Below are 19,309 nucleotides of genomic sequence, written 5' to 3' on the forward strand. Positions count from 1 at the left end.
TCAATGACTTCCAATCAATGCATTACGATAGCAGCGATACAGGCGCTGCTTCCATGTAAGCTGGTGTTGAGGTGAGTGGACTTGGCGCGCTCTGGCCTGCTCCAGCAGGCTAACGACCGTTTCAGCGTTACATAGCTGGCCTGTAGCAGGATCTACATAGCCGGGATACAACAGCAGGGTGCCTGCTACCAACTCATCCAATGTCAACGTGCGAGTTCGGCCAGGAGAGTGCATGGCATCGTGTGTCAGCCCCCAGCCCGCATAAAAGGGTAAGCCGTAGGTATGTACCTGACGATCACGTAGCAGCGCCTCAAAACCGGTCAAAGAACTCATGGTATGCACGGCGTCGACACGTTCCAGTAGAGCGGTGATCTCCATGTCACTGCCATCAAGATCATACAGCTGTTTGGCTTCACTATCGAGTTTGCCAACGCGTGCGCCGCTGACGACATCGGGATGAGCCTTGTAAATGATGAAGGCATCAGGCTGGTTTTGGCGTACGGTGCGCAGCAGGGCGCTGTTGGTGTTGATGTTGGGTGACCCTGCTGCGATAGAGGCATCGCTTTCCACTTGGCCGGGTACCAGGATGATGACTTTGTCATCGGGTAACTGGATATCCGTATTGCCTTGCACGTTATATTTTGACAGCTTCAGCGCGACCAGTCGTTTTCGTAGCTGTGCTGCTCTTTCCAGCAGAGATGCCTCCATGGGATGTGTGTTGAGCAAACGCTCCAGATCGCTTGGCTGGTTCGGGTCGTAGTAAATGCCCGATGCATCGATCACCAATGAGAGGGGTTGGGATAAGTCAACGCCTAGCCCTACTGAGCGAATAAACCCGTCTTCCATGCGCCAAATATGAGGCAAATATTCCGCATGACGCGTTTTGAATGCTGCGTCGATGCGGCTTGACCATACCAATATGCGTGGTTGGGCACGGTTGTTTGGTAAGTGTTTGGGTAATTCCTTGATGTGCTTGATATTTGATGCAGGCCCAAGGAAATGGCCAACAAAGCGTCGTTTCCAAAATGAAAAACCGCAGGCTAGCCACTCGCCGCGCAGGTGCTCTTGCTGACGCTTCTGGTCGGCAATCAAATGGATCGTTTCTTCTAGTGTGCAAGCTTCTTGCGTATATGGGTTAACGTAGCGGGTATAGCGCAGGTAGGCTGCGGCAAACACTTCGGTGAGCGTCCTGGTCGTGCGCCTGCGAGCGCATGAAAGCCGATCATGGGTGAGTCCCCATCCTGCATAAAATGGCAGGCCAAAGCAGTGCACTTGCTTTCCTGCCAACAATGCCTCGAACCCCAACTGGCTGGTAACCACATAGACGGTGTCTACCTGGTCGAACAGGGCCCAAGGGTTGATGTCTTCGCTCACGACATGACAGCGAGGATGATCAAGCGCTTGTGTGAGGTGGCCTTTTTTCTTGCCTGCGATGACGTCCGGGTGAATCTTGACCAGAACATGCTCAGTGGGGTGATTGGCCAGGGCTTCCTCTAACATGGATGAAAAGCTTTCTGCGCTGGCTCCACCATGCGTAATGGAGGCATCCCCTGCGGTCTGATCGACTACTAATACCTTACCTTTAGAGCCTACCAACCGCTTGTCAGGAGCATGATTGTATTTTGATAGGCGGCATTGAGTTAGAAGGTGCATGCAGGTAGTGGCGTGACTTAGCTCTTCGGCCGTGAACGTGGCATCGTTCAGGCAGTGTTCCAGGTCACTGGGACGTGAGGCATCATAGTAAATGCCGGTATGATCGACGACCATGCTGTGGGGCTGGTAGCCATGGACTCCCAGGCCGAGTGATCTGATGAAGCCATCTTCAAGCGCGACATAGGTCAACCCATGACGTTTGGCATAATCTCTGGCGCGCTTTGCGGTCGGCTTGAATCCCCATCCTATGACCGCCGCAGGCTTGGCGGTAAATGCGCCGATGCGCATAAAACGGTCAAACTCGGGGAGCAGCGTTGCCAAAGTGGCAAGTTTGCCGATACCTTTTGAAATATAACCCGCCGTACGTTTTGCCATGGTTGAGGCTGCAGTCCATGTCGTTCAAAGTGTTAGGCGCTGTCTGAAAAGGGGGTAGGCTTGACCATACGGCGTTAAGCATGGGCTTGTGAGTGAATTCGCTCAATGCGCTCATTAATAGCTTGTAAAGGATGCCTTTTCGCCCATGTTTGCCTTGTCTGGTCTGCGCTCGCTGACTTTTCACACCAAGCCCTGGTAGGCGGCGAACATACGTGAATTGGGCAGGGTTATCAATTCAGCAGCACGCGCTTTACGAACAGGTTACATTGCCATGCAGAGCATGTCGCATAACCGGGGTTCCGGCAACGTTACTAATGCGAATTAAATCAACGCGCAACTTGCTGCTCTTTTTGATAAGTTGGTTTTAGTAAGTAGGCATGAGGCCTGTCCCTCATTTTTTTCAGGGAATGCTCACGAAATAGGAACTTCTGGTGCGACGAGCCCCCATCATCAACAGGCTGTTGACGTTACGCTCCTTGAAAGGGCGGCTACTGTTGGGCCTATCTTGTGCTCTGGCGATTCTGGCGGGCGCAGTACTGAGTATGGCATGGCAGGTGGGCAAGACCATGGTGCACGAGACCAATATGGCTCATTTGCGCTATGAGGCCGATTTGCTGTCTGATGAAATTACTCAGCAGGTGAATCAGCGCATCAGGGCGCTGGAGCTGTTGAGCAGCGCCATGGGGTCCGCCAACGAAACGAGTTGGTTATCGTATGAGCTGCAGAAAAACGATGCTTTGCTCGCCTGGTTCGATGGGCTAGTGGTGAGTGATGAGCACGGTGAGATTGTCGCTGATTGGCCCAGCATCGTGGGACGGGTGGGACTCGATACGTCAGAACTCGAGTATTTCAGGATGGTACGTGGCACACGTCGCCCTTATGTGAGCGAGCCTTTTGTTGGCCGTGCAAGCGGCGCGCCCATGGTGCTGATGATCGTGCCTCGGCTGGACGAGGAGCGTCGTTTTGCCGGGTTCGTGGCGGGTATGGTCAGCCTCGACCGTAGCGGCCTGTTCAATCGACTGGCAACCATTCGTTTGGGCGATCAGGGGTTCGCGGCGGTAGCGACGGCGTCAGGCAAGATTCTTTACCATCCCGATTATGAGCTCGTGAATGCTCAGATCAACCGCGCTCAGCGCAATGCACTGCTGGACCTGGCCCTGGACGGCTGGCAGGGAGAAGGGGTCAGCAGTCTGGCCGACGGTCGTTCCAGCCTTCAGGCGTATGCGCAGGTGTGGCCGGCCAACTGGGTCGTTGGGCTCCATTTGCCCACCGAGCAGGCGCAGCTTCCGCTTTCGGGCTTCATCTCCAAGCTGTTTGGTATCTGGCTGGTGATTTCCCTGCTGATGATGCCGTTATTGTGGTGGTTATTGGCGCGTATCCTCAAGCCTCTCGATCATCTTGAACGCCAGATTGGCGAAGTGGGGGCTGGGCGGCGTTCGCAGTTGGCCCTGGCCACGGGGATGCAGGAGCTGCAGCAAGTCGCCAATACCTTCAATCGTGTGGAAGACGAGCGCCAGCAGCTGGTGGGGCATTTGCAGGAGCGTGAGGCGTTTCTCGATTCGGTGCTGAGTGCCACGCCTCAGGGAATGTTCGTGGCCAACTTCGGCGGCAAGATTACTTATATGAATCCTGCGCTTTTGCAAATTCTGGATATTCCTGCAGATACCCAAATGGAGCAGTGGCTGACACAGATTCACGCGGATGACCGTGAGGGTGCACGGGACATGTGGGTACACAGCTTGAATAGCGGCAGTGATTTCGTGCGCCAGCTGCGTTTTCTGCGCAGCGACGGCGAAACGCTGTGGCTGGATATTCACGCCCGAGTGGTGATGTTGACCCAAGGCGGCCACTCCTTGAGGTTGGTCGGTGTGGTGAAGGACATTACCGAGCGGCGCCAGCAAGAGGCGTTGCAGCGTTGGGAAGCCGAACATGACCCCTTGACCGGGCTGCTGAATCGACGTGGTTTCGAACGCCGCCTGGAAGAAGCGTTTGCTGACTTCCAGAAAACCAGCACGCCTTCGGCGCTGCTGTTGTTCGATCTTGATCACTTCAAGCCGATCAATGACGAAGGCGGCCATGCCTTGGGTGACGAGATGCTGCGCCGTATTGCTCAGGTGGTGGCCTGGGAGGTACGCCGCAGCGACCATGTGGCCCGCCAGGGGGGGGATGAGTTTGGAGTGCTGTTGCCCAGCTGCACCCTTAGCCAAGCCAGGGTGATTGCAGATTCACTGCGCAAGGCGGTGAGCGAGGTGTCGGTGACCCACGAGGATAAGGAATATACCGTTACCTTGAGTATTGGCGTGACCGTCTTCGATGAGAGCGATGACGCCGTGGAAGTCGCCCTGGCACGTGCCGATGCCGCCAGCTATGACGTCAAAGGCCAAGGGCGCGATGGCGTGATGGTCAAGCTGACGGGGGAAAGCGACCCGATGGCGTTGTTCGATTAAGGTAGTGCAAATCCTTCTGCCTGCCAGGTTTCCAGCCAGCCTGGTAGTGCGTCGGCGGGCATCGGGCGAGCAATACCGTAGCCTTGCGCCAAATGGCAGCCCATGTTCAGCAAGGCTTGGGCATGCTCCATGGTCTCGACCCCTTCTGCCAGCACCGGCCGTGAGAACTTTCTTGCCATGAAGATAATGCTTTCCACGATGGCTCTGTCGTCCTCACTTTCCAGCATGTCGCGCACGAAATCGCGGTCTACCTTGATCAACTGCACGGGCAGGCGACGGAAGTAGGCCAATGAAGAGTAGCCGGTGCCGAAGTCGTCGAGGGCAATTTTAATACCTAGCCGCTGGCACTCTTCCAGCACGTGCAGGGCGGCCTGCATGTCATCCAGCGTGGCCGATTCCAGAATCTCGATGGCGAGCAGTCGCGAGGGGACTTGCGGGTAGTACAGCAGCAGCTGTTCCAACTGCGGCAGAAAGCCGGGGTGCAGCAGGTGTTGCGGGCTGATGTTGACACTCACCTGCAGTTCGATGCCCATGGCCAGCCAGCTTTGCAGCTGCTTCAAGGCGGCTTCGATGACCCACTCGCCCAGATGAAACTCCAGCTCGCTGCCTTCCAGCAGGGGTAGAAATTCCGCGGGGTTGCGCAGCCCGTGTTGCGGGTGGATCCAGCGAATCAGCGCCTCAGCCCCGACCACGGTGTGCGATTTGAGATCGACCTGGGGCTGATAGTAGAGACGAAATTCGTCATTGGCCAGGCCGTGCTGAATGGCGCTGCGCTCCTGCTGGCGCAGTTTGACCAGGTACTCCTGATCAGTGCTGTAGCGTACGCACTGGGCAACCCCTTGGGTCTTGGCCTGATAGAGTGCCTGATAGGCATGGCGAAACAGGGCGTCGGGGTCGACGTTGTCGTTGGGGTAGGTGGTCATACCGATACAGGCAGTGAGCTTCAACTTTTGCCCGTTGACGTGCAGCGGCTGCTGTAGGGCGTGCTGGATGGTGGACGGGGTGAGGCGTTGGGTTGGCCCTGCCAGCACAAATTCATCGCCACTGAGCCGTGCCGTGATGCCCTGGGCCTTGAAGGGGCTGACCAGGGCTTCCAGCCGTTTGGCTACCCGTCTGAGTATGCTATTGCCAGTGGCGTAGCCAAACAGGTCGTTAAGGCGTTTGAAGTCATCGATATTGAGCACTGAGATGGTCAGTGGCGCATGATGCTGCACCAGTGCTTCCAACTGCGTACGGGCTAGCCGCTGATTGGGCAGCTGGGTCAGCTCATCGATATTGGCAGCCTTGTAAAGCGCCTCTTCATGCAGCTTGGTGTCGGTAATGTCCGACTGAATGGCAATGAAGCCGCCGCCGGTTTGCTCATTGGCAGGCAGCGGGTTACAGCTTATATGCACCCAGTACGGGGTGCCATCCTTGCGGTAGTTGAGCAGCTCTTCTTCGAAGTGCTGGCGGTGGCGCAGGGCATGGGCAATGCGCAGTACCGTGGCGCGGTCGGTGGCTTTGCCTTGGACCAACTGCCCTGGCTTCTTGCCGACCGCTTCTGCGAAGGTGTAGCCACTGAGCCGGGTAAAGCCATCGTTGATCCATTCGATGTTGCCGCGTGCATCGGTGATCACCACGCCGTTGCTGGTGTTCCTGGCCACCAATGAAAGCCGTGCGATGGCCTGTTGATCTTGCTGCTGCTGACGGTAGTGGCGCAGAGTGTTGATGAACTGCCCGATACTGCCCAGCAGCGGGGCCAGGTACTCCACCAGGTCGGGATGATAGCCCCCGGGGCGATTGGCCAGGCCAATCATGGCGATGCAACGACCGTGGAAGTGAATCGGTGCCCCCAGAAACGCATCGAGCGGTGGATGCCCCGGTGGCAGGCCGCCGCGCCTGGGGTCATGGGCGGGGTCGTTGGCAATGACCACTTCTTCGTGGCGCATCACATGGCCGAACAGCGTATCCAGGTTGCTGAACACCATGCCGCTGGGGGCGTGCTGAGCGTAGAATTGCCGCGAGGGCTCATCCCAACTGATGTCGGTGATGGCATGGGTCACCAGATAGGGTGTCTTGTCGGGGTGGTAAAGCACTTCGCCGATGAAGCCGTATTCGCTGCCGGTGAGGGTGAGCAGGTCGTCGAGCAATGGGTTGAGCGCCTTGGCATTGCCCTGTTCGTCGATAAAGCTGGCTTGCGCCCGCATGATGGCCTGCTCCAGTGCCTGCTGGCGCAGTAGCTGTGTTTCGACCTTCTTGCGGGGAGTGACATCCAGCATGGTGCCGATGATCTGCACCACTTGGCCATCCACGGCCAAGGGGTTGCCGGTGATTCTGACCCAGAGCGGCTCGCCCGAGGGGGTCTGCATCTCGAAGATATCGTTGAAGGGCGCTCCGTGGGCGATGGCGGTGTCGATGGCTTCGACGAGCCGGGCGCGGTCAGCCGAGGTGTACGCCTGCATGCGCGCTTCGAAGGTGTTGGCTTGCCGAGCATCGGTTTGATAGAGCGCATCGACCACGTCGTTCCAGTGGGTGGTGCGGGTGGCGACATCCATCTCCCAGAGGCCGATGGCGGCATTGCCAATGGCTTGATAGGCGCGTTGGCTCAGGTAGTGCTCGAACTGCAGCACGGTGCTGCTGGCCAGTTGCTGTAGCAGTTCCCGCTGGGTAGGGCTCAGTTGGCGGGGCTTGTGATCCATGACGCACAGCGTGCCGAGGATGTCGCCATTGTCGGCGACCAGCGGCATGCCAGCATAGAACACGACATGGGGCGCCTCGCTGACCATGGGCAACTTATGGAGCCGCGCATCCAGGCGTGCATCCGATACTTCGAACAGCTTGGGTTCGAGGATGGCTTCCCCGCATAATGAGAGCTGACGCAATACCGTGGGGCTGTATTCACCCACGCCACTTTTGACCCAGACGTGACTGGCATCCACCAGCGTGATCAAGGCTATGGGGGTTTCGCAGTAAGCAGCCGCTAGACGAGTGATGCGGTCAAACTCCTGGTCAGCCGAAAGATCCCCCAGTGTGTACCGCTTCAGGGTGAGAAGCCGCTGTGCTTCGTGTTCAGGGACGGCGGGCTGTACCATACGTAACGTATCCGTGATGCGCGTTTAGGGCTACTTTCCCTTATGCCGGGGTGGCTGTCTAGCCAGTCGACAAATCCTGGTCAACGGTAGAGTATAAGACGCCGCTTATCCAACTGAGAGAGCTGCTGTGGATCTACTGGAACTGTTTACCCGCACGCTAGACGTGACGCTACCCGTGTTTGCCATGGTGTTCATCGGCATTGGCTTGAAACGCCTGGGCTGGATCGACAGCGCCTTTATCAGTACGGCCTCGACGCTGGTGTTCAAGGCAACGCTGCCCACGCTTATCTTTCTGAGTCTAGTCAAGGCCGACCTCAGTGTCGCGTTGGACATTCCGCTGCTGCTGTTCTTCGCTGTGGCCACCCTGGCGCAGTTCGCCCTGAGCTGGGGCTGGGCGCATCTACGTGTGCCCCAGGCAGACAGAGGGATATACGTGCAGGGAGCCTTTCGCGGTAACTGCGGCGTGGTGGGGCTGGCCTTGGCGGCGGGCATGTATGGCAATTACGGGCTTTCGGCGGGAAGCCTGCTGCTGGGCGTGGTGATCGTGATGTACAACGCGCTTTCCGTGGTGGCCCTAGCGGCGTACCAGCCTGGCCAATCTACCGACTGGCGCAGCCTGCTGGGGCATATCGTCAAGAACCCGCTGATTCTTTCCGTGTTCGCGGCGTTGCCGTTCACGGCGTTCTCGGTAGGGCTGCCCAGCTGGGTGATGACCTCGGGCAACTACTTTGCCTCGCTGACGCTGCCCCTGGCGTTGATCTGCATTGGCGCCACGCTTTCGGTCTCCAGCATGCGTGAAGGCAGTCAGGTGGCCATGAGTGCCAGCCTGATGAAGATGGTCGTGCTGCCCGCGTTGGCCACACTGGCGGCATGGCTGATGGGGTTCTCCGGCGCGCAGCTGGGGCTGTTGTTCCTGTTCTTCGCCAGCCCCACCGCCGCTGCCAGCTTCGTGATGGTGAAGGCCATCAACGGCAACGTGGCCCTGGCCGCCAATATCATCGCCCTTACCACGCTGATGGCCAGCATCACCGTGACGTTGGGCATTTTCGCCCTACGCCTGGCCGGGTGGATTTAAAGCGCGGCGGTTGGCCGGGGCGCAGCAACGCGCTATACTACGCGCCCCGTAAGTCCCTGTAGCTCAGTAGGATAGAGCAGCCGCCTCCTAAGCGGCAGGTCGCAGGTTCGACTCCTGCCAGGGACGCCATTGAGGGGCTTCTCGGGAAGTCCTCAAAAGCCTAGAAACAGAGCTAGTGCGCTGAAATTTCTAATCTTTCAGCTCTATTGCATGTTCCTCTATACATTCCACCCTTACAATCAGAGGAATACCGTGTGGTATACCTCTCGCTCCGAGACTTACTCGCGTTCCCCTCACACCATCGGCAACTCAATCACAAACTCGCTGCCGCCGCCGGGGGCGCCCTGGTAGTGTACGTCGCCGCCTAGCTGGCGGCAGATTTCTCGGGTGATGGCCAGGCCCAGGCCGGTGCCGGGGAGTTTGCGGGTGTCGCTGCTGTCGGCTTGCGAGAAGCGTTGAAAGAGCTGTGCCTGGAAGGCTTCGGGCACGCCGGGGCCGTGGTCGCGCACGCGGATTTCTGCGCGGCCTTGCTGGGCGTGGGCGGTGATGCTGACGGCTGCTCCTGCGGGGGTGAACTTGATGGCGTTGGAGATCAGGTTGGTCAGTGCCTGGATGAGCCGCTGGCCATCCACGTTGACGTTCAGGGTGGTGTCGTTGGCCAGCAGTTGCAGGCTGACCTGGTGCTGGTCGCCATAGCTGCCCATGGATTCGATGGCTTCCGTGACCAAGGGGGCTAGGGGCTGTTCGGCGAGCTGCATGGGCATTTTTCCGGCCACCAGTTTTTCCATGTCCAGCAGGTCGTTGATGAGCGTGGTCAGGCGCTGGCCGTTGCGCAAGGCGGTGTCGAGCAGGGTGGCGGCCTGGGGTGGAAAGACTCCCAGTGCACCCCCGGCCAGCAGCCCTAGCGCACCGTTGATGGAGGTGAGCGGGGTACGCAGTTCATGGCTCACCGTGGCGATGAACTGGTTCTTCATTTTATCCAGACGACGCCGTTCGGTGATGTCTTCGATGAGCGACCAGATGACCCATTTGCCATCCGGGTCCTGGCTGAGCATGCCTTGCAGGCGCACCGGGTAGCGGCTGCCGTCCTTGCGGTAATACTCTTTTTCGAACGGGCCGTACCGGCCATGGGAGGCCAGGCTGGTCAGCACCAGCTCTTCTTCGGGTTGGTACTCTTTGGGGGTCAGGTCCCAGTAGCTGAGGTTGACGAACTCTTCTCGCGTGAAGCCGGAGGGCTGGATGAGGGCGTCGTTGAGGTCGATGAAGCGTCCGGTTTCGTAATCGTTCAGGGCAATGCCGATGGGGGCAAATTCGAACAGGCCGCGCAGGCGGCTTTCGTTGCGTTCCATGGCCAGGCGGGCCAGCTCTTGTTCATGAATATCGTACAGGTAGCCGTGCCACAGCACGCTGCCATCGGCCAGGCGTTCTGGGCGGGCTTGGCCGGTGGTCCAGCGGTAGTGGCCGTCGGGTTGCTTGACGCGGTAGGTGGCTTCCCAGTAATCGAGGGTGTTGGCGGAGTGCACGATACTGGCCGCGACGCTCTCGAGGTCGTCGGGGTGGATGGTGGCCAACGCGGGCCCTGCATCCTGGGCGGCTTCTTCTGGCGTAATACCGTAGAGCGCCTCGATCTGAGGAGAGCTGAACGGGAAAGTGGCGCGACCATCGGGAAATAGCCGGTATTGGTAGATCGTGCCGGGCAATTGGGCCATCAGTTTGGTGACCCGTTCGTTGCTCAGGCTGTTGGTGAGCGTGTCCGAGAGCCAGCGGGCGAGCAGGCGCATGAACAGGGTCTCGCTTTCATCGAACTCTCCCAGCCGGGAGTGGCTGGAGGTGAAGTTCAGGGTGCCGAATATTTGGCCCTCTACGTTCAGGGTAATGCCTGCGTAGGTGCCGATGGGAAAGCTCTGGTTACATGGATGATGGTGGTAGCGGCTGTCGGAGACGTTGGCAATGAACAGCTCGTGCTGCTGGTCGGAAAGCAGCAGTTGGCACCAGGTCTGGTCGACGGGGAGGCTGTAGCCGGCCGGTATGGGCAGGGTGTCGGGCGCATCGACCCAGCGCACGGTGTACACGTCGCTTTCGATCTGGCTGATCACCGCCAGGTCCAGCCCGAGATAGGCCTTGGCACGGGCCAGGGCGTATTGGATTTTGGCATCGAGTGTGTCGGCGGGCTGAAAGGCGATATCGTTGAGCAGATTGAGGGCGTCGTGGTGCTTGCGCAGTTGGCTGCGGGCTTCGTGCTCGCGGGTGATATCGACAATGAAGCCTTCCATGATGAGCGGGTATTGCGCATTGCCGGGTACCCAGTTGCCGCGCTCTTCGACCCAGCGCCAGCTGCCGTCTCGGTGGCGAACGCGGTACTCGAAATGCCAGCCTTCCTTGCGTTCCAGCGCCAGGTTGACCTGTTCGGTCAGCATGGGGCCGTCGTCGGGGTGTACCAGCTCGGCGTAGCTGGTGGATTTGTTGTTCAGCAGCTCTTCGGCGGGGTAGCCGCTGATCTGGTCGATTTGGCCGCTGATGTAAAGCATGGTCCAGTTGTCGTCGGGCAAGCAGCGGAACGTGACGCCGGGCATGTTGCTGAGCAGCGAGGCGAATTCGTCACGGCTGGCTTGCAGTTCCTGAACCAGCCCGGAGCGCGAGGTGCCGTAGTCGATGTCTCTCTGCACCAGCTCCTCTACCATGGCGGCCATGTCGCATAGCAGGCTGAGCTGCTCGCTACTCAACTGCTTGGGTTCGGGGTCCAGCAGGCAGAGTGTGCCAATGCGCTAGCCATGAATACGCAGCGGTACGCCTGCATAGAAGCGTAGAAACGGGGCGGCGGTGACAACGGGCAGTCGAGCGAAGCGGGCGTCTTGCCGAGCGTCTTCGACGATCAGCGGCGCGTCGTCCAGCTCGGCATGGCCACAAAACGTCTGGTCGAGGGGCAGGGAGGGCAGGTCGATTCCTTGGCAGGACTTGAACAGGAGCTTGGCCTGGTGAATGAAAGAGATCACCGCCATCGAAACGCCGAAGGTTTGCTGGGCCAGCCGAGTCACGCGGTCGAAGCGTGCGTCGGCACGGTCATCCAGTAGCTCGCTGATGGCTCGCACGAGGGGTGGCGTTGCGGGATTGCGTTGAATCGTTGGCTCTTTCATGGCGTGACCCACCACTCTCTGAAATGCATTGGCACGCCATCAAGGGGCATGCCTGACCTCCCCATAGTGTAAATACAGGCGGTATCGCGGTATCTAGCGCGGATGTGAAAAATTGTGGAATGTAGGGGCCGGGCTCAGTGAGTGGCTCAGTGAGTGGTGTAGTGGGCAAGGACTTTCTGTGCCGTGGCTTTCAGCTCGTCTTGCCATTCACGGGGGGCGAGCACTTTGATGTTGGCCCCCATGCCCATTAGCCACCAGAGCGTCTGCTGGTCGTTGGGGACGGTTACGTTCAGCCGATACCAGCCTTCCTGAGGCCCCGGGGTGATGCTTTGCTGTTCCGATAGCGGGGTTTCTTGCAGTAGCCAGGCCGCAGAAGGGCTGATCTCTGCTTCCAGTTCGATGTCTTCGATGCCTTGGCGGTAGCCAAAGGCGCCTTGCTGGATGTAATGGTCGATGTCGAAACCTTCTTGTGCTTGCCAGGCTCGGTCGCTCAGGGCAGCGTGCTTGACGCGGTGTAGCGCGAATTGCCTCAGGTCGTCAAAGCCGTCTACATGGGCCAGCAGATAGGTAACGCTGTGGCGGCTGACGATCCCTTGTGGGTGTAGCGTGAAGGCTTTTTCGGATTCGGCAGAGCGTGAGAGGTACTGCACGTCGATGGCTTTCTGTTCGAGCAGTGCTTGGGCAACCGTTTGCCAAGTGGCTTCATCGAGCGCGGCAGGAATCAGGGCCTTGCCATTGGGAATGGCGCGAACTCGCCGTGCCCAGTTGCTCAAACCGTTGGCGGCCAGCTGTTCGAGCAGTTGGCGGGCGTCGTTGAAATGGGGGTCGAGCTGGCTGATGACCACTGGCGGCAGCAGGCCCTTGAGGTACTCTTCAGCCAGCACCAGGGTAAGCGCGCCGGGTACGTCGAGGGCGGGCAATTGGCATTGGTAATCGCGGTCGAAATACCAGCGGTAGGGTTTTTGGCTGTCGTCGCAACCAATCGGAAATTGGCTGGAGAGCTTTTGGCCCAGGTCGCGTTGCAGTGAGCGGATATCGACCAAAAAGCCATGTTCGGCCAGCTTTTCCTTGAGGGCCGGGGTCGATATCCAGCCAGGGTAGCGCGGTATCAGCTGAAGCATGGTGATATGACGAAAGAGCGTATCGCGTGCATCGGACATGACGGCCAACCCTGGCAAAAAGAAAGCGTTCGTTAGTGAACCGTTAGTTTATCGCGCCTCACAAAACTTAGCGACACTTTCGGGCAGCGTGCCTGTTTCACGGGCGGCCATGTGCGCGCGCCGACGCCACAGGGCAAGAACACGTTCATCAGGCGCCGTGCCCGGCAGATGACTCCAAAGGGCGGCGGGATGCACGTCGATGGTGGACTCCAGCGATGTGTCGGGGTGTCCTTCCAGCCATTGGTATACGTCCAGGGCGCTGCGACCTACGCAGACGGGGAAGAGGAGCGCGTTACTGGGCAGCGGGAAGTCCAGTGCCAGCAGCAGGGCGTTGACTTCATGGTCGCAGGCCAGGTGCCAGCGATGACGATGCGCTACCAGTGGGGCACTCAGGTGGCCGGCCATGCAGTGCCAGATGAGGTGTGCGTGTAAAAAACGTCGCGACTCGTTCGTCAAAGAAGCGCTATAGTCGGGTGAAAAATAGAGATGACGGCCATCGGTGCTGGCGGTATCGAACCGCTGGCTGATCAGTGGGCTAAGCGTCAGGCATTCGCTGAGCAGTGCCATCATTGGATGTGAGTCTGCCCATTCGAGACGGTCTTGCTCCCACTTTCGTTGCTCTTGTTGGGCCAGTTGCTGCTGTACTGCCGTTGGCGTCATAGGATCCATTGCGCTGCCTCCTTTGTGTCGATGAAGGCAGCGTACTGGCAAGGTGCGACACTGCAGGTCGCACGGCTGACATTGCGTTGAGGAAAATGACATGAGATTACGTTATTGGCCGCTGTGGGTAGCGGCAGGGATGACCGCACTGTTGGCGGGATGTGCCACGGCGGGGGGTGAGCAGGCGCCGAGCATGCAAGCGGCGGCGGCTGAACATTGTGAGGCACGGGGAGGCGAGCGTATCACCCGTGAAAGCCGTTTGGGGACGGGGCGTTATTGCCGCTTGCCAGATGGCCGGGTAGAGAATGAATGGCATCTTTACCGTACGGAACGGCTGGATAACTTCTAATCCTATTGGGTGGCTGATAGTGCACGTGGTCATGGCGATGCTTCTTTCTCGATGGCGTACCCTGGCGGGGTGGCCTGCTCTGTGTGCCTTGCTGGCACTTTCTGGGCTGGCTCACGGCTACCAGGGCCCTTCTCCATTGGGGGAGTGGGAGTACCGTTGGGGGGACTCGCCATTGGGCAGCGAAGGGGAGCCACTCTGGTTATCGGAGCCGAGCCGCGATTGGCAGGCCATTGCCTTTCCATCGAACCCGCCCGAGCGCGAGGGGCGGCAATATGTCTGGTTCAGGACCGTACTGCCTGAAGGAAACTGGCGTGATCCGGTGATCCACATCACCAGCATCAATCTGGTCGGGCAGGTGTTTTTGGGAGATGAGCTGATTTATGAGCACGGCGATATGCAGCAGCCGCGCTTCATTGGTTGGCCGTGGCATTTGATTCCGCTGCCCGACGATTTTGCGGGCCAGACCCTGTCAATACGCATCTATTCGGACTACACCAGCATTGGTTTATGGGGCGATGTTCGGGTCATGGACCGCCTGGGCGCCCTCAAGGCGATGCTGAAGGCGTCAGCAAAAGACCTGGCGGTCAGTGCATTCAGCCTGTTGTTGGCAACGCTTGCGGGTATTTTTGCGCTGATGGGCCCTGACCGGCGAGGCTTTGGTGCCACGGCGCTGTTCGCCTGTGCTTCCGGATTGATGCTGTTGGCCGAAACGCCTGCCAGGCAGCTGATTGCCGATGCCCCCTTGGCCTGGGACATGCTGCGCGCCGCCAGTTATTTTACCTTGCCCATTGCCATGGGGCTGCTGTTGAGCCACTGGTTGGTGGGGTCGGCCAAGCGCTGGATGGCGCGTTTCTGGCAGCTTCATCTGGGGTATCTGGTGGTCACCATGGGGTTGGTGCAGTTTGGGTTCTTGAACCTGGCCTTGACCTTTCCTGTATTTGACGTGCTGCTGCTGCTAACGTTGCCCTGCATGCTGCTGATCGCCCTGCTGGCATGGCGCCGACTGGCGCTGGAGCAACGCTGGCTGGTGGTCAGCTTTATCATGTTCGCGCCTTTGCTGGTGCTCGATATGTTGGTGGCCCACGGGCTGGTGGCGCTACGGCAAGTGCCCTTGAGCTTTGGTGCATTGGGCTTTTCGCTGATGATCGTGGGAATCTCGCTGTGGCATTACCGCTTCACGCAGCGGCAGCTGGCGCTGGCGAACCTGACGCTGGAGGCACAGGTGAAATCGCGCACGGCAGAGCTGGATCAGCTGGTGGATCAACTGAAAGGGCTGTCGCTTCAGGATGCCTTGACGGGGCTGCCCAATCGGCGTCACTTCGATACGCTGCTGGACGACGAAATCGAGCGCGCTGCGCAGAGCGGGCAGCCGCTTTCCCTGCTGATGATCGACATCGATCACTTCAAGAACGTCAACGATAGCTTTGGCCATGATGTGGGCGATGCCGTGCTGATCGAAGTCGCCAACCTGCTGACACGCTGCTTTCGCGGCAGCGATGTGGTGTGCCGTCTGGGCGGGGAAGAGTTCGTGGCGTTGCTGCCGGAGACCGACCTGGTAGAAGCCGAACGGCGTGCCCAGGAGCTATTGCAGACGTTGCGCTCCTACCCCTTGTTCTATCAACAGCAGCCATTGGGTTACATCACGTTGTCTTGTGGCATTGCGGCCTGTCCCCACCATACCGAGAGTCGGCATGCGTTGATCAAATTGGCGGACCAGGCGCTTTACCAAGCCAAAAACAGCGGCCGTGACCGCTGCGTGGTCTGGCAGTCGCCTCAAGAGGGTCAGGCATCTTGCGATGCTGTTTAAATGTTAATCAAGGATTGTCGAATTGCTGTTTCACATTAGCAACTGTGCTAGTTGTAAACGCTCGTTTAAACCATTCTTTTAGCCACTTGTTTGATTGTCAATAAATGTCACATTCAATGTTTTCCTGGTTACTTTTTTAATCTTTCATGCCATAGTTATTTCATTAGCCCAGTCATGGGTGTTGCCTAAGCAGTCAATAACGAGGGGGTGTGTGATGAGAAACAATGGCTATGTCTCCCAGGTGAACTATCCTATTGATCCTGATGATTTTTTGATTTCGCGTACCGATGTCAACGGTTACATCACATACGCGAACCCTCGGTTTATTGAGGTCAGTGGCTTTGAGATCGAAGAGCTAATGAACGAACCTCACAACGTGGTGCGTCACCCGGATATGCCGCCGGAAGTATACCGCGATATGTGGGCAACCCTGCGCGAAGGCTCCTCCTGGCAGGGCTACGTCAAGAACCGTCGCAAAAACGGTGACCACTACTGGGTGCATGCCAATGTCGTGCCGGTGATGGACAAGGGCGAGCTGCAGGGGTATGCCTCGCTGCGTTCTTTCGCAAGCGAAGAAAAGGTCCGCTATTTCGAAAACATTTATCGCCAAATGCGCGAAAAGACCTGCCCTTACTATGTGAAACGCGGGCAGCTTAAGCGGCGTGGCTTGCGGGGCAAGTTGCCTTCCATTCAGTGGGAAGGGGTCAAGACGCGTTTGATGGTCGCCAGCTTTGCTAGCGTGATGCTGTTGGGCGGGGGCCTGGCGGTCACTCAGCACTTTGCGCTGGGGGGCTGGCAGCTGGGTGTATTGGCGCTGGTGTTGGCCGGGTTGGTGTGTGGTGTCAATGCCTTGCTGCTTGGCTCGCTGAATCGCTCGGTGCTCTCACTAAAGGATATCGCGCTGCAGTTGGCGGCAGGTAACCTGAATGCCACTATTCCCTCCCACCAGCGGCAGTCGCTTCGCCAAACGCTGGAAGCACTGCAACTGATGCGGCGCTCGCTACTCTCCACGGCCAGTGATATCCAGCGCAATATGGAAGTCATCAGCCCGGTGGTGGACCAGATTCTTAATAACAACAGCAACATGGCTGATCGTCTGGAGCAACAGGCATCCGCTGTTCAGCAAACCGCAGCCAGTATGGAAGAGATCTCCAGTACCGTGCGCCAAAGCGCGTCCAACGCGGAGCTGGCGAGCAAGGCGGCAGATACCAACCTGACAGAGGTCAGTACGGCGTCGCGATTGACCGATGAGCTGGCGCAGGCAATGGAGGTGCTGGCCAAGCAGTCGGAACGTATGAAGCACATGGTGCAAACCATCGATTCGATTGCCTTCCAGACCAATATCCTGGCCTTGAATGCTTCCGTGGAAGCCGCCCGGGCAGGGGAGCATGGGCGTGGTTTTGCGGTGGTGGCGCAAGAGGTGCGCAAGCTGTCCAACCAGACTGCCGAAGCGGCCAAGGAAGTACAGCACATGATCGTGGACACCAACCAGAGTGTTCTGGAAAGCGTGGCCCACACCCGTGAAACCCAGGCGGCCACGCTGCGCATCAAGCAGGCCAGCCAGCGGGTCAACGACCTGATGGGAGAAATTAGCCGCGCCGCCAGCGAGCAGAGCGATGGAGTCGCCCAGATCGGGCTGGCCATTGCCGAGATCGACAGCACGACGCAAGCCAGTGCTTCCGACATGGAGAGCTACCGCCGAGTCGCCGATGCGCTCAGTGGAGAAGCCGCTTCTCTGAATAACAGCGTAAATGCGTTCAGGACCTCCAGCCGCAGCGCTAATACCCACCAGCTGCCTGGGCTTCGTCGACCCGATTCGCTTCGCCTCGATAGCATCAAGGGTAAGCCTGCGCTACCCGCGAAGCACGCTACGGCAGGCGACTGGGAGCAGTTCTGAGTTCACTCCTTTCTCCTGGTCCTGACACCAGCCGCTTGGGCGGCTGGTTTTTTTGTTTAGAGGGCGTTTTGCCTATCACGCTGTCCAGGGGAGGAGCAGTGTCGCCGCCTGGCCTTTGCTACGCTGAAAGAAAACCGGGAGGGTGGCGATGCACGTGCACGAGTATCAACAGTACGACGCAACGGGGCTGGCAGCGCTGATTCGTGGCGGGCAGGTGAGCCGGGAAGAGGTGCTGGAAGCCGCGCTGGTGGCCATCGAGCGGGCTAACCCGGCGCTGCAGGCCGTGGTGCGCATGCGGGTCGAGCAGGCGCGTCGTGAAAGCCAGCAGGTAGAAAGTTCGGCCTGTTTTGCCGGTGTGCCCACCTTGAGCAAGGATTTGTTGATGGCGCTCAAAGGGGAGCCCTTGGCATTCGGCAGTGCTGCGTTACGCGACTGGCGGCCTGCCGAGGATTCGCTGTTCATCCAGCGCTCGCGCAGGGCGGGGCTGGTGGTGGTGGGCCAAACGGCCACGCCGGAGCTTGGCTTGATGGGCATCACGGAGCCCAAGGCATTTGCCCACCCTGAAAACCCGTGGTGCGCAGGCTATTCGCCCGGTGGTTCCAGCGGTGGAGCGGCGGCCGCGGTGGCCGGGGGCATGGTGCCCTTGGCGCTGGCAGGCGATGGCGGCGGTTCCATTCGTATTCCTGCCAGCTATTGCGGGCTGTTCGGGTTCAAGCCTTCCAGGGGCCGCGTGCCGCTGGCGCCAGCCCATGGTGAAGTGTGGCAGGGGGCGGTCGTGGAGCATGCGATCACGCGGAGCGTGCGTGACAGTGCGGCCCTGCTGGAAGAGGTCAACGGCATGGCGCCTTCGGGCCCTTACCCGGTGCTTGCGGAGCGCGGCTATGTGGAGGCGCTGTCGAAACCCTGTCCACCCTTGCGGGTGGCGATCTCTCTGGGGGAGCCTTTGGGGCGCAGTGTGGGTACACGGTTGAATCCAGAGGTGAAAACGGCCATCGAGAAAACCGCCCAGCGGCTGGAGGAGATGGGGCACACGGTAGCGTGGTGCGACCCGCCGGTCGACGGTGAGGCGCTTGCCGACAGTTACCTGACGCTCTACCTGGGCCATCTGGCGGCAGACCTGCGCTGGATCAGTCAGCAAACCGGCGTGCCGCTCGGCCGCCTGCCCCTGGAGCCTTCTACCCGAGCCATTGGCCGCCTGGGCGCCAAACTCTCTGCCTGGGAGTACGAGACGGCCAAGCGCTACTGGCACGTGGCCGCCGAGCAGATGAGCCAGTTTCATCAGCGTCATGATGTGCTGGTGCTGCCCGTGGCCGCAGACACCGCGCCTAGGTTGGGGGAGCTGTACCCGTCGGCCCTGCGCGAACGGTTGATGGCGCTGCTGGCGGTGCCGGGCCTGCCCGCGCTGGCCCTGAAGGCGGGGCTGTTGAAGCGACTGGCCGTCGATGCCCTGAGCCGTACGCCCTTTACCCAGTTGGCCAACCTGACCGGCCAGCCTGCCATGTCGCTGCCGATGCACGTGGCGCAAAGCGGCTTGCCCGTGGGGGTGCAAGTGGTTGGGCGGCTGGGGGAAGACCGCCAGTTGCTGCAGTTGGCCGCCGCCCTGGAGCAGCAGGAAAACTGGCAGGCGAGGCTGCCTCGGCAAGCGTTTGCAGCTCAGGCAGGGTAAACTACGCCCCCGTCA

General features: G+C 59.3%; 12 protein-coding genes and 1 tRNA gene. 7 read left to right on the plus strand and 6 right to left on the minus strand.

Going from position 1 to position 19,309, the window contains the following annotated elements; genetic code table 11:
- Positions 1 to 2,028 carry a capsular polysaccharide biosynthesis protein gene (locus IE061_RS04850; RefSeq protein ID WP_193461122.1) on the minus strand — a complete coding sequence of 676 codons (2,028 nt, stop codon included), beginning with the start codon at positions 2,026 to 2,028 and terminating at the stop codon, positions 1 to 3.
- A gap of 542 nt (positions 2,029 to 2,570) precedes the next feature.
- Here IE061_RS04850 and IE061_RS04855 point away from each other — a divergent pair.
- Positions 2,571 to 4,475 (plus strand): sensor domain-containing diguanylate cyclase, encoded by a 1,905-nt coding sequence (locus IE061_RS04855; protein WP_373294946.1) that lies wholly within the window; start codon positions 2,571 to 2,573, stop codon positions 4,473 to 4,475.
- On the opposite strand, the gene IE061_RS04860 is transcribed toward IE061_RS04855, so the two are convergent.
- Positions 4,472 to 7,546: a bifunctional diguanylate cyclase/phosphodiesterase gene (locus IE061_RS04860; RefSeq protein ID WP_193461123.1), complete on the minus strand. Its 3,075-nt coding sequence runs from the start codon at positions 7,544 to 7,546 to the stop codon at positions 4,472 to 4,474. The two genes, IE061_RS04855 and IE061_RS04860, sit on opposite strands and share 4 nt — an antisense overlap.
- A gap of 127 nt (positions 7,547 to 7,673) precedes the next feature.
- Here IE061_RS04860 and IE061_RS04865 point away from each other — a divergent pair, with 127 nt between their 5' ends.
- On the plus strand, positions 7,674 to 8,621 hold the full coding sequence (locus IE061_RS04865; protein WP_193461124.1) for an AEC family transporter: 948 nt from the start codon (positions 7,674 to 7,676) through the stop codon (positions 8,619 to 8,621).
- 52 nt (positions 8,622 to 8,673) lie between these two features.
- A tRNA-Arg gene (locus IE061_RS04870) sits at positions 8,674 to 8,750 on the plus strand.
- Positions 8,751 to 8,914: 164 nt separating this feature from the next.
- Here the strand turns inward: IE061_RS04870 and IE061_RS04875 are convergent.
- The 4 genes from IE061_RS04875 to IE061_RS04885 all read right to left on the minus strand — a co-directional run bounded on the left by IE061_RS04875 (position 8,915) and on the right by IE061_RS04885 (position 13,584).
- Positions 8,915 to 11,344 (minus strand): PAS domain-containing protein, encoded by a 2,430-nt coding sequence (locus tag IE061_RS04875; protein WP_230478382.1) that lies wholly within the window; start codon positions 11,342 to 11,344, stop codon positions 8,915 to 8,917.
- A gap of 42 nt (positions 11,345 to 11,386) precedes the next feature.
- Positions 11,387 to 11,755 (minus strand): GAF domain-containing protein, encoded by a 369-nt coding sequence (locus tag IE061_RS18010; protein ID WP_230478383.1) that lies wholly within the window; start codon positions 11,753 to 11,755, stop codon positions 11,387 to 11,389.
- Positions 11,756 to 11,901: 146 nt separating this feature from the next.
- On the minus strand, positions 11,902 to 12,915 hold the full coding sequence (locus IE061_RS04880; RefSeq protein ID WP_193461125.1) for a helix-turn-helix transcriptional regulator: 1,014 nt from the start codon (positions 12,913 to 12,915) through the stop codon (positions 11,902 to 11,904).
- A 48-nt stretch (positions 12,916 to 12,963) separates the two neighbouring features.
- The gene (locus IE061_RS04885; RefSeq protein ID WP_230478384.1) at positions 12,964 to 13,584 is read right to left on the minus strand and encodes a DUF2201 family putative metallopeptidase; all 621 of its coding nucleotides are present in this window, start codon (positions 13,582 to 13,584) and stop codon (positions 12,964 to 12,966) included.
- 91 nt (positions 13,585 to 13,675) lie between these two features.
- On the opposite strand from IE061_RS04885, the gene IE061_RS04890 reads away from it, so the two are divergent.
- The 4 genes from IE061_RS04890 to IE061_RS04905 all read left to right on the plus strand — a co-directional run bounded on the left by IE061_RS04890 (position 13,676) and on the right by IE061_RS04905 (position 19,294).
- Positions 13,676 to 13,924 (plus strand): putative hemolysin, encoded by a 249-nt coding sequence (locus IE061_RS04890; protein WP_230478385.1) that lies wholly within the window; start codon positions 13,676 to 13,678, stop codon positions 13,922 to 13,924.
- A 31-nt stretch (positions 13,925 to 13,955) separates the two neighbouring features.
- Complete coding sequence (locus IE061_RS04895; RefSeq protein ID WP_193461126.1) at positions 13,956 to 15,731, plus strand: GGDEF domain-containing protein; 1,776 nt, start codon at positions 13,956 to 13,958, stop codon at positions 15,729 to 15,731.
- A gap of 214 nt (positions 15,732 to 15,945) precedes the next feature.
- Positions 15,946 to 17,628, plus strand: a complete 1,683-nt coding sequence (locus tag IE061_RS04900; protein ID WP_230478388.1) for a methyl-accepting chemotaxis protein — start codon at positions 15,946 to 15,948, stop codon at positions 17,626 to 17,628.
- Between the two features lie 148 nt (positions 17,629 to 17,776).
- Complete coding sequence (locus IE061_RS04905; RefSeq protein ID WP_193461128.1) at positions 17,777 to 19,294, plus strand: amidase; 1,518 nt, start codon at positions 17,777 to 17,779, stop codon at positions 19,292 to 19,294.
- The last annotated feature ends 15 nt before the right edge of the window (positions 19,295 to 19,309 follow it).

The organism is Vreelandella hamiltonii, from assembly GCF_014651795.1.
GTDB lineage: Bacteria > Pseudomonadota > Gammaproteobacteria > Pseudomonadales > Halomonadaceae > Vreelandella > Vreelandella hamiltonii.